This is a genomic window from Rhodococcus sp. BS-15, assembly GCF_000813105.1.
Classification (GTDB): domain Bacteria; phylum Actinomycetota; class Actinomycetes; order Mycobacteriales; family Mycobacteriaceae; genus Rhodococcoides.
The window spans coordinates 1-11305 of the sequence record NZ_BAOX01000157.1; the positions used below are offsets into that span (position 1 = coordinate 1).

9 protein-coding genes and 2 pseudogenes are annotated in these 11305 nt (G+C 64.4%); 3 read left to right on the forward strand and 8 right to left on the reverse strand.

From position 1 onward, the window contains the following. The 8 genes from RHBS_RS17015 to RHBS_RS17040 form a co-directional block, all read right to left on the reverse strand. The coding region (locus tag RHBS_RS17015; RefSeq protein WP_145977534.1) for a hypothetical protein at positions 1–205 on the reverse strand (205 nt) is incomplete at its 3' end. Continuing rightward, positions 202–1146, reverse strand: coding sequence for a hypothetical protein (locus RHBS_RS17020; RefSeq protein WP_128646087.1), 945 nt, complete (start codon positions 1144–1146; stop codon positions 202–204). The genes RHBS_RS17020 and RHBS_RS17015, both read right to left, overlap by 4 nt. Before the next feature lie 601 nt (positions 1147–1747). Then, positions 1748–4138 carry a phage/plasmid primase, P4 family gene (locus RHBS_RS17025; protein ID WP_128646088.1) on the reverse strand — a complete coding sequence of 797 codons (2391 nt, stop codon included), beginning with the start codon at positions 4136–4138 and terminating at the stop codon, positions 1748–1750. 76 nt (positions 4139–4214) lie between these two features. Beyond that, positions 4215–4595, reverse strand: a complete 381-nt coding sequence (locus tag RHBS_RS17030) for a hypothetical protein (RefSeq protein WP_128646089.1) — start codon at positions 4593–4595, stop codon at positions 4215–4217. A 243-nt stretch (positions 4596–4838) separates the two neighbouring features. Continuing rightward, a complete protein-coding gene (locus RHBS_RS29095) occupies positions 4839–5000 on the reverse strand; it encodes a hypothetical protein (RefSeq protein WP_187298528.1) in 162 nt (53 codons plus the stop codon). After that, the gene (locus RHBS_RS31585) at positions 4997–5131 is read right to left on the reverse strand and encodes a hypothetical protein (RefSeq protein ID WP_272913870.1); all 135 of its coding nucleotides are present in this window, start codon (positions 5129–5131) and stop codon (positions 4997–4999) included. The genes RHBS_RS29095 and RHBS_RS31585 overlap by 4 nt, the downstream gene beginning before the upstream one ends. A gap of 115 nt (positions 5132–5246) precedes the next feature. Then, on the reverse strand, positions 5247–5564 hold the full coding sequence (locus RHBS_RS17035) for a helix-turn-helix domain-containing protein (protein WP_128646090.1): 318 nt from the start codon (positions 5562–5564) through the stop codon (positions 5247–5249). 270 nt (positions 5565–5834) lie between these two features. Then, positions 5835–7277 carry a recombinase family protein gene (locus RHBS_RS17040; protein WP_128646091.1) on the reverse strand — a complete coding sequence of 481 codons (1443 nt, stop codon included), beginning with the start codon at positions 7275–7277 and terminating at the stop codon, positions 5835–5837. Positions 7278–7307: 30 nt separating this feature from the next. Here RHBS_RS17040 and RHBS_RS17045 point away from each other — a divergent pair. The 3 genes and pseudogenes from RHBS_RS17045 to RHBS_RS17055 form a co-directional block, all read left to right on the forward strand. Continuing rightward, positions 7308–7493: pseudogene (locus RHBS_RS17045) on the forward strand (MBL fold metallo-hydrolase); the annotation flags it as partial. A gap of 137 nt (positions 7494–7630) precedes the next feature. Next, on the forward strand, positions 7631–8821 hold the full coding sequence (locus tag RHBS_RS17050; RefSeq protein WP_128646092.1) for a DoxX family protein: 1191 nt from the start codon (positions 7631–7633) through the stop codon (positions 8819–8821). A gap of 139 nt (positions 8822–8960) precedes the next feature. Next, positions 8961–11281: pseudogene (locus RHBS_RS17055) on the forward strand (ATP-binding domain-containing protein). Positions 11282–11305 lie beyond the last annotated feature (24 nt).

Here is an 11305-nt window from a genome sequence, read left to right on the forward strand (position 1 = left end):
CACCGAGATCGGTTCGGCGCACGGCAAGGAGCTGACCCGGCTCGCTCGAGATCCCGACGCGCGCCGAACCGATCTCGGTGACCGGTGCCGGCCTCTCACGTTCCGCGTTCGCTTCGGCTTGCTGGCCCTGGTGTACCTGCTGCGCGCTTTCGGGTGGGTCCGTGAGATAGCGGGCCATGCCGCTGGCCGTCGTGTTTGCTCTCATGCGTGCGCTCCTGTCTCGATCTTCTTGTCCGCGAACCACTGCAGCGCTGCGTCGGGCGTATCGACGTGAGCGATCTCGACGCCGAGCTGTCCGACGAACTGACTGCGCCAGACGTCCCGTTCGATCATCTGAGCGTCGGTCCGGATCAACTGCTCGGGTGACCTGGAGTCGAACCCGTTGTTCTCGGCCAGTGCGAGCCAATGCCGGACGCACTGGACCTGCCGCCACCGCTCGACCAACTTCGGCCACTGCTGGAATGCGTCGAGGACGTCGGGTTGTCCGTTCTCGATCACAGCGGCCGCGTTGTCGACCTCGCCGGTCGCGTCGACCAGCGTCCGGTACGCGCGCACCGATTCATCGAGGATCGACGTCGACTGCTCGCCGAGAACCTGCTCGACGTCGCTCCATGCCGCGAGCACAGCTTCGCGATTCGCGTTGGCCCAGTGAGCTCGCATCCGCTCCTCGAACTGCCCATGACGTGCGATCGGATGCGCGGTCGGAATGGCCGTCCTGTCGAACTCCTGCGCCGCCACCATGATCGAGGGAACCCTCGTTTTCGCCTCGGCCGCTTCCCATGCCGCGGCGAGTAGTTCGCCGTCGCGCTGTCCGGCCGCGAGGTTCAACAGTTCCTCGCGTTCCTCATCGAGTCGGTGCTGTACCTTCCCGGCCGCGGCCGCGTTGCGCTTGATGCCCTTGAGTAGATCGTCGGTCAGCCGCTTTCCGAGTTCGTGGTCGAGCGTCGGGGATACCCCGATGCCGCTCGCGCGCTCCCGGTCGTCCTCGGCGGCTCGACGCTCCGACTCTGCCCGTGCGTGCGCCCGACGGTCTCGCTCGCTCACCGCGTTGGTGTTGCCAATGATCTCGGATGCCTCGCCGGGTCCGAACCCGCCGAGACTCTGGTCCCAGTTCGAACTATCGATTCCGCTGCCCTGTGTGCTCACTTGGTTGCTCCTTCGTTGGTTGTGCTAACCGGCGTCGGTCGAGGCCGGGCTATTGGTTGGTTTTCTGTCGTCGATGCGGCTCCACCGGCCGGCACCCCGCAAGTCGGGGCACGCGACGTCGAGGATCAGTTCGTCCGCTTTTCGATGTCGAAGTCGAATCGGACCCCGGGGGCCGGTGGTCGCTTCGCTCGCCGCTTAGCCCGTCGCGCTTGCGAGCGAGCTCGAGATCGGGACATAAGTTCCTCTTTCTTGGCGTCTGCCACTTCTTCTGCCACTAATAGCCGGATCTCGCGGGCTATGTGGCTTCGCGTTTTGCGCTGCTAGGCGGCGGTTTTTCGGAAGTAATGCCACTACTGCCACATAGCCACTTGTGTCAGGTGTTCGGCGTAGCTCTGTAGAGCGATACCTACGACATACGTCTCTGTACGCATCCCTTCGTCACTCCCTTTCTTTTCTCGTGTAGTTATCCCTATTTCTATGTGGCAGTAGTGGCAGTAAAGGAGCGAAAGGGGTGCATATTTCCTGTTCAGGCCGGTTTCTTGGACTGCCGCATACCCCGTCGATTCATGGCAAGAAGTGGCAATAGATGTGGCAGTACCGATCACTGCCCTTCTCCCGTCGAGCCGATCTTGAGGGTGAGCTTCGTACTCGGCGTGCTGTTGAGCATCAGGCCGACGGTGTGCCGTTTGTTCCCTGTCGGACGGTGGTCGATGACCAGACCGAATTTGGCCTTGAGTTGAGGCATCAGCCATCTGGACGACCGATGTGGGAGGCCCTGTCGTTGCCGCCACGCATCGAATGCCGCGTACACGTGCTCGTTCAGTTCGCTAGCGTCCTGGATCAGCGTGCACTCGTCCTCGACGAACGTCGACACGACGTCGGTCTCGCCGAGTAGTTGGTCTGAGAGTTGTTGCACCCGAACAGGTACAGCCGGAGGCGATTGCGTCAGGTACCGCTGCGCCCCTCGGCACAACCACGCCGCGATGGCCGGTCCTTCTGCCTCGATCAGCTTGGCGACGAATCGGGGGTCGGGTCCATCGGTGCCGGTGTTCGAGGTGAAGTCGTACTCGAACGGGATAGCTCGGATACGTCGGCGCTCGGCTCGGCCGACCTCGGTGAGCGACGGGAACGCGTTGGTATCGACCAACACTGTCGCCTGAAGCCGGAACGTCTCCGAGTCGACGCCCTTCTTGGCGGCGGTGGCGTGGGCGTCGCCGGTGAGGGACTTGAACCGCGGCTCGTTCCAGTGGCCCGTAGTGGGCAGCTCGGAGCCGATGAGAGCGCGCTTGCCCTTGACGTCGTGCAATTCGGACTCGTGCTTCGGGTTGCGCGTCTGCATGAAAAACGTGCCTGGCACCTGGTGGGCGTACCCGGTCGAGCCGATGCCCAGCACGTCCTTGAGAAGGCCGACCAGGCTGCTCTTGCCGGAACCGCCCTCGCCGAACAACACGAACAGATGCTCGGCCCCTCTCACGCCGAGCATGGCCTGACCGAGCACCCATTGCAGGTAGTCGATCAGCACGTCGTCGGCGAGCGTCACCTGACGTAGCCAGGCCTCGAATCGCGGTGCGTTAGCGGTGAAGTCGGGAGCGACCTCGGTGATCCGCGTATGCAGTGCGGTTGCGTCGTGCGGTCGTACCGTGCCCGTGCGCAGATCTACGATTCCGGCCGGGGTGTTCAGCTCTTCGGCGGCGACGTCGAATTCCGTGGCCAGCGCGTGCAGCTCGGGAAACTCCTTGACCAGCTCGGCGACGTGGTTGCCGTAGGCGAGTGAACCGCCCGGTGCTTTCCACTCGCATTCGTCCGCGTCACCTTGCCCCGACATTACCTCTACGGTGTGCCGGAATTCATTGTTGAAGATGGCGCGCACTGCGGCTTGGTCGGGATGCTCCACCCAGCGCAAGCCGTTCCAGACAACGAATCGTCGCGTTTCGGTCAGATAGCGTGCGCGACCGACCAGGAATACCGAGAACAGTTCGGCGACAGGGTGTTCCGAGTCTGCGCCTTTGGCGTATACCCGCGTCGTACCTGCGCTCACCGTCGCGATCACCCCGGCACCGGTAGCGAGCTCGTCGAACTCCCCCACGGGGATCGTTGTCGTGGCGATCATGGTCAGTCCGTCCGCGAGGTCGCGGTGCAACTTCTGCGCCGCCCCGACTATTGCGCGGTCGAACTCGCCTTGCGCGGCCTCGTCGCTCCGTCGGCCCCCTTCCACCACCTCCGCACGGAACGCCGTCCGCACTTCGTTCAAAGCGTCGGCGAGCCCGTGCCGGCCCTCCGCGGCCAGCGCTATCACGTGGTGCGTGACGGTGGTCAATGCGTCGTGTGCGCCTGCCGTCATGGCCTGCGCCAAGCGATCGTGGTCGACCCGCTGCGCCATCTCTTCACACATGGGCTTGTCGTAACCGTGCACGGTGCTCGATAGCCACGAACGGGCCTCCATCGCATCCGACGGACCCGCTGAGACGACGGTGCGCATCGGAACCGCGGCACCGGTCGACAGACGTCGGACCCACGGCTCGGGCAGCTCGGGCAGCTCGGAGACTACGGGAACAGCGCCGATGTCCGTCGCGTCACCGCCGAAGTGCCAACGGTACGAGCGTCCTTCGACCACGCTCGGCCACGTCACGGCGTACCGATGTGTAGGCCGCAAGATCTCGATGCTCGGTCCTGCCTGCCCCTTCCAACTTCGCCCCGCGGGCACGCGAAAGAAATAGTGGCCGTGGGCGGGCTCTATTCGCGACGAGTTACGCCAAGTTGTGGGTAGTGGGCACAGTTCCAGCTCGAGGGCCGCGAGAGTGTCGCCGCCGTGCTTATCGTCATGCTGGTCGACGTCGATACCGATGACGTCGTACGGCTTCCCGTCGACCGTGACGCCCTGCGGCATACGCAGCGCGAGGTTTGCGCCGTCGGGAGCGTCGTCCAGTCTGTCGAGCACCTCGTCGAGCGCCGACACCGGGACGTTTCCAGTGACACCCTTCGGCGGCGGCATCTTCTGCCTCGCGGGGTCGGGAACGGCTCGGACCAGCCTTGTTCGAGGTATTTGCGCCCAGCGTTCGCTGCAGCACTCATGCGGCACCCGCTGTCGATAGTTTCGCGACGGTCGCCTCGAGATCTACGATCTCGACGACAGTCGGACGCATACGCAGGCCCGCGAGATCTTCGTAGCCGCAACCACCGTTACGGGTGCACCGCCACCCCTCGCCGCGCAGAACGACGCCGATGTCGTCACCGTTGCGAACGGACGGGTGAACGATGAGCTCGGTGGTCGGCTCGATGTCGTAATCGACGCCGACCCATTCCGTGCGCGTGGTCCAGGCGAGACTCGCGAAAAACTCCTCGACCTGGTCGACCGGAGGGGGTGGTCGAAGACTGAATGTGTGCGAGTCGGCGGCGAACTCGTCGGCCGCGGCGAGCGACAGCCACGAAAAGCGTTTGCGCTCAGTCAAATCGGTTCTGGAATGTTCCAGATCGTTGATGCGTTCGATTAGCGCGTCGATCGCGGTTATAGTGATATTGGGCTGTGCGGTGGTAACATTCGAGTCGCTTGGTTGCTTGCTTTGGTGGTGAGCGATTTCTCCTGTTAGACGATCCCGCGTTCCTCCGGTGCGCGGGATTTTCTATGTGCAGTGCGGTTCTTCGTTTCCATGGCGTTCCCGTATCTGTGTGAAATTGTGGTTGTACGGCTGACGTCACGCCTTGTCGGTGGTGGTGGGTTTTTGACGCATCTCGGTGGCGCGGCCAGCTCTCACGGCTCGGCGAACTGCCGTTTTCTGCTCGTCGGACAGCGGTGGCGCGGCGTCGGCCACCGACTGCTCGTAGGCCTCAATCGCGCGGCTCTGCGCGTCGGTCATCGAGTGACCCTCGTCGGGCGCACTCGAAACGCTTCCCGGATGAGTCGAGCGGCGGCGTCGGGGATCGGCGGTGCGCCGACAGCCGCTTTCTTGCCGGCCTCGATGATTCGCTCGCGTTCTGTATCGGTCATTTTCGATTCCCGAACACTCGAGCCAGATCGCGCTTTTGTTGCGAGGTGAGCGGAGGTGCGGCCGCTGCAATCTGCTGTGCGCGTGCCCGAATGGCGGCGCGTTGTTCCTCGGTCATTACCCATTGACCTGGCGAGCTGCGATCCAAGCGTCCAGATCAGCGGGCCGGAAAGTGAAGCCCTTGCCGATCCGAAGCGCCGTCAGCTCTCCGCGCTTCACGGCTGCGCGAACGGCATGCGCTTCCACTCGGATCAGTCGGGTTTGCCACAGGTAGTCGACCGCGTCTGCCGCGCTCCGCACCGACGGACTCGCCCAGAACACGCGGACGTGCTCCGATTCCGACACATTTTCACCGCGAGTGAAGTTGTCGAACCACGTCGTGCGGACCATCGGCTCCGGCTGACCGGGGATGGTTCGGAAATCTGTTTCAGTCACTTCTGAACTCCTTGGATGCTGTGCGGTCGTTTCGACCGCGTTGCATCAAGGCTCCTTCGAGCAAGCGAGTTGAGTCAAGCTTGATAACTCGTGAGCTGTTGCGCCACAAGCGATTTCGGTAAACGTCGAGACGCAAGGCTGACATACCGTGTATGCTGCTTTAGTAGATCTATGTAAACACTTTGCCGCAGGTCACGGGCAATGAGCGAACGAATGCGCGAGGAAAATCGCGACTTTCCGGAAGGCTCAGACCGAAAGCGGAAGCAGATTCTAACGATTCGGTAACGGCTCAGGATTGGCGCTCTGCCACGGCTCGATTCGTACGGACTCAGGCTTGAAGCCTGCGCCCCCGCGGAGTCCCGGCACCAGAATCACTCGGACGCCGAGCGCCGTAAGTACCGCGCGGCGCTGAGTCAGCTCGAGACCATCCCACACCGCTCGAGCATCAGGCCCGCCGAATCGAGCGAGCAACGCGGGACCGACGGAGTCGATCGAAGTCATCGCCGCCTTCTCGGCCGCTTCGAGCTCCGGCTGCAGTCTGGCTGTGATGCGAGCGAGCTGCCGTGCGTCGATTGCGCCCTCAGCGAACGCGTCGGCTGCCGAGTCCAGTCGAGCGCGGATTGCGTCGGCGGTAGTCCTCGCCTCGCGGGCTTCGGTGTCGTCACGCGCGAAAAGGTCGCGTGCGTCCGGTCGCGCCAAGCGAGCACACACCGTTTCGGTCACTAGCTCGTCGACCCACGTTTGTCGTCGACCGGTGCATCCGGCAGACGTGTCGCAGGCGTACATCGCATGACCGCCGCGGGTCATCACGCGGAGCCGTGAGCCGCACTTGCCGCACTCCCCGATCCCGAAGGACAACAGATGTCGCCGAGCCCCGCCCTTCTTGTGTCCGCGGCCCGGTTCGGCGAACAAGGCCTTGACGCGGTCGTGGTCCTCCTGCGGGATGATCGCGGGCGACGCAGCCGGACCCACCACGACGCCGCGATGGGTCCGCAGCGCGACGTTCAGGTCTCGTAGAGCCAGCTTCTTAACCGACGACGACAGCCATGCGCCCCGGCCCTGGGGCGTTGGCACGCCGCGTTCGTTAAGTTCGCGAGTGATCGCGTTGAGAGTGCGGCCGGCCAACAGGTCGGCAACGATGCTGCGCACCACGTCAGCTTGCTCCGCGTCCTCAACGTCGTGCCAATGGACAACGCGGCCGGACGGGTCACGTTGTTGTTCGCGCCGCCAGCCGTATGCAACCGCGCCGTTGGCTCGGCCCTCTTGGGCTCTTTGCTGCGCCGCGCGCGCCACGCGTTCCGACTTGACCTCTGACTCGGCGGTGTCGACCTCGCCGAGAATTCCGGCCATCATGCGCCCCGATGCCGAAGTCATGTCGATGTCGCTGCCCTTGACCAGGGCGACGCCGACACCGGAGTTCTTGAGCAAATCGATACCGGCGGCGCGCTCCGACCGGTTGCGCCAGATCCGAGAGAGGCCGTAGGCAACGATCTGGTCGAACTCTCCGCGCCCGACCGCGGCCATCATGGCGGCGTACGCGGGACGGGACTTGCCGCGTAGCGCGGATATGTCGTTATCGGTGTAGACCTCGACCAACGTCCAGCCCCGTGCAGCGATGAGCGCTTCGGCGTCCTCGCGCTGCCGCTCGACACCCTTGGCCGTTGCCAGCGGATCTTCCGATATGCGGGTGTAGATGGCTGCGCGCTGAGTCATACTCGTGTACTTTACCGCTCAGAGCCTTTGCTCTTTCCCGGTGGCGTCGGCAAGACGGGCAGCCCGGAGGATTTCGCCCATCTGCTCGACGACGTGACGGCGAAATTGTTCGACCGCTTCGACGACGAGACCGTCGTCTACCCGGGCCACGGAAAGGACACGACGCTCGGTGCCGAGCGCCCTCACCTGGACGAATGGCGCACACGCGGCTGGTGACGATCGGCGTGCTTGAGACCGTGAACCATTGGGTATGAATAGTGTGACAAAAGGACGCACAGCGGTAGGTTTTCGGACCGCCGTGCCGTCCCTGGTTCCACCGCCGATGACACGAGAAACTACGCAGGAGGCTGTCAATGCTGGTCCGCCGTATCGCCCGTCCGCTGATGTCTACGATTTTCATCGCAGGGGGCGTCGACGCACTCCGTAATCCCACCGGCAAGGCGCAGGTCGCCACTCCGCTGATCGAGCAGGGCAAGGACGTCCTCCCCAACGACGTCACCGCGAACGTGCCGAGCGACCCGGAGACGTTGGTCCGTATCAATGGCGGAATCCAGGTCGCCGGCGGGATTCTGCTGACCACCGGCAAGGCACCGCGCATCGCCTCGCTCGCTCTCGCCGGAAGTCTCGTACCGACGACACTCGCCGGGCACGCCTTCTGGAACGAGACGGACCCGGAGGCAAAGGCTGCGCAGCGTATCCACTTCTTCAAGAACCTGAGCCTGCTCGGCGGACTGCTCATCGCGGCCGTCGACACCGAGGGCAAGCCGTCGGTCGCATGGCGTAGCAAGCGCGCAGCACGCCGCGCTCAGGAGAGCGTCGTCTCGGCACTGCCGGGTCACTCCACCCACGAGACCGGTGAGCGGGTCAAGGAAATCGCAGCCGTCGCCGCGAGCCGCAGCGCCGATCTCGCCGAGGCGGCACAGCCGAAGCTGGCCAAGTTCGCCGACGCCGCCCAGCCCAAGTTGGCCAAGCTCGCCGACATCGCCACCGACAAGGGCTCGGAGCTGGCCGAGGTCGCTCAGCCGGCACTGAACCGCTGGGCTCACGTGGCCGCCGACAAGGGTTCCGTCCTCGCCGAGGAAGCACAGAAGCGTGGATCGAAGCTCGCCGAACTCGCCGCCGACCGCGGTAGCGACTTGGCCGAAGAGGCGCAGAAGCGCGGCTCCAAGCTCGCCGACAAGGCTGCGCACCGCGGAACCGACCTGGCCGAGATCGCGCAGAAGCGCGGATCCAAGCTCGTCGACGTTGCCGCTGATCGTCGCCACGAATTGACCGACGTGGCCCAGAAGCGCGCGTCCAAGCTCGCCGATCTGGCTGCCGAGAGGGGTTCGGTCTTGGCCGACGAAGCGCAGAAGCGCGGAGTCACCTGGGCCGATCTGGCGTCCGATCGTGTGGAGACGCTGAGCAAGCGGGCCCGCAAGCGTGCGGAGAAGCAGAGCAAGGAACTCGAGAAGGTGACCGAGCAGGCTCGCGCCAAGCTCGAGAAGCGAGTTGCCAAGGCTCAGAAGAACTTGGACAAGAAGCTGCAGCAGTACGCGAAGTAGTTCTCGCCGAGAACACAGCAACAGACGCGGCCCTGCCCCGGAACCAGCGGTTCTGCGGCAGGGCCGTTGTGCGACGTAGACTGCTCTGGCTGATTTCGAGGCGATATCTTCGCCTCGGCCGAACTCCCGAGGAGACCCTTTGCCGGACGACGGCCACACATCGAGAAACTCCGATGTGCCGATCGAAGAAGACATCGAGCAGGCGCACCTGACGCGGCTGTACACCCAGCTCGACGCACTGCGCGAGTACGCCGCGAACCGATTGCGCGCGGTGCTGTTGGAGACCGGCGGCACCCCGCAGGCCCGTAGCGAACGCGAATCGTTCAACCAGATGTACACCGAGGACATCGCCAAGTCCGACGCCGCCGAGAACGGACTGTGTTTCGGACGCATCGACCTCGATCCCGATTCCCTCGACCCCAAGGTCGACGACCGGCCCGAGCGCTACATCGGTCGCGTGGGAATTCTCGACGACAAGAACGACTACGAGACGCTGCTGTTGGACTGGCGAGCACCGATGGCCCGGCCGTTCTACCTGGCGACTCCCGCTGCACCCGAAAACGTGTTGCGGCGCAGGCACATTCGCACCCGCGGTCGTCGAGTGACGTCGATCGCCGACGAATTCCTCGACCTGAACTCTGCCCGATCGTCGAGCGATGCCGCCGTGGCGGGCGGTGTCGCGAGCGAAGGTGCGCTGCTCTCGGCACTCGACGCCGCACGTACCGGCCAGATGAACGACATCGTCGAGACGATTCAGAGCGAGCAGGACGCGATCATCCGATCGCAGCATCGCAGTGTGTTGGTGGTTCAGGGCGGACCGGGCACCGGCAAGACGGCCGTCGCGCTGCACCGCGCCGCCTACCTGCTCTACACCTACCGCCAGCAGCTCGGTAAGAGCGGTGTCCTCATCATCGGACCCAACGCCACGTTCCTCGACTACATCGGGCAGGTGCTGCCGTCACTCGGCGAGACGGGTGTACTGCTGTCCACGATCGGCGATCTCTATCCGGGAGTCCGCGCACAACGCGAGGACTCGGCCGTGGCGACCGAGGTCAAGGGCAGACTGTCGATGGTCGAGGTGCTGACCCAAGCGGTACGCGACCGTCAGGAAGTCCCCGCGCAGCCCCGTCGACTGAAGTTCGACACCTACGACATCACGCTCGACCGCAAGATCGTGACCAGGGCTCGCGGTCGCGCCCGCTCGTCCCGGCGACCACACAACCTGGCTCGGCCCCTGTTCGTGTCCTCGGTCATCGACCAGTTGGCCAATCAGTTGGCGGCGAAACTCGGACAGAACCTCGTCGACGGGTCCAGCCTGCTCAGCGCCGACGACATCGCGGACATGCGCGACGAGATGCGCGAGGATCAGGACGTCATGGCCGCTGTCGACGAACTGTGGCCGGATCTGTCTCCCCAGCAGGTTCTCCGCGACCTCTTCGCATCGCCCGAGAAGATCGCCTCGGCGGCGCCGGCACTCGATGAGTTGGAGCGTGAGTCTCTCGTTCGTCGGGGCCACGGCTTCTCGTCGGCCGACGCTCCCCTGCTCGACGAACTCGCCGAGCTGCTCGGCGTCGACGACGCAGCCGAACGTGAACAGGCACAACGTCAGTGGCGCGGTCAGATCGCCGATGCCAGGGCGCGTTGGACATCCTGACCGGTTCGGCACCTCAGGACCTCGAGGACGAACTCGATCCGGAGATTCTGATGGCCTACGACCTCATCGATGCCGATCAGCTTGCGCGACGGCAGAATTCGGGTCAGCGATTGACCACGGCCGAACGGGCCGCCGGTGACCGAACGTGGACCTACGGGCACGTGATCGTCGACGAGGCGCAGGAACTCTCTGCGATGGCGTGGCGAATGGTGATGCGGCGCATACCGAATCGGTGGATGACACTGGTGGGCGATACGGCGCAGACCGGCGATCCCGCCGGAACCTCGTCGTGGGGTTCGGTTCTCGAACCGTATGTGGCCAAGCGCTGGAAGCGAACCGAACTGACGGTGAACTACCGAACACCGTCCGAGATCATGGCCGTGGCACACGATGTGTTGGCTGCCATCGATCCCGAGCAGTCCGAGCCGCGATCCATCCGCAGCACCGGAGCCAGGCCGTGGGCCCAACGAGTGGCAGCGGCCGATCTGGTCACTGCGGTGGAGAAGCGTGTGGCCGATCACCCGCGCCCTGGCCTGAGCGCCGTGCTGGTTCCCGCAGGCCACGTCGACCGATTCCGCCATCTGGCATCGGAACTGGTCACCGTATCGACGGTCAAGGATGCCAAGGGACTCGAGTTCGACTCGGTGCTGATCGTCGAACCAGGTGCCATCGTGGCCGAGTCGATCAAGGGCATGAACGATCTGTACGTGGCGCTCACCCGAGCGACGCAACGACTCGGCGTGGTGCACGTGGACGCACTGCCGGGTGAACTCTCGGCGCTGCAACCGTTCGAGCCGGAAGCCTAGAGCACCGTACACACCGACGGCCCG

Coding starts and splice junctions, on each gene's coding strand:
- RHBS_RS29095 (WP_187298528.1), bottom strand. CDS start 5,000: ATGACCGACGCGCAGAGCCGCGCGATTGAGGCCTACGAGCAGTCGGTG.
- RHBS_RS17050 (WP_128646092.1), top strand. CDS start 7,631: ATGCTGGTCCGCCGTATCGCCCGTCCGCTGATGTCTACGATTTTCATC.
- RHBS_RS31585 (WP_272913870.1), bottom strand. CDS start 5,131: ATGACCGATACAGAACGCGAGCGAATCATCGAGGCCGGCAAGAAAGCG.
- RHBS_RS17040 (WP_128646091.1), bottom strand. CDS start 7,277: ATGACTCAGCGCGCAGCCATCTACACCCGCATATCGGAAGATCCGCTG.
- RHBS_RS17025 (WP_128646088.1), bottom strand. CDS start 4,138: ATGCCGCCGCCGAAGGGTGTCACTGGAAACGTCCCGGTGTCGGCGCTC.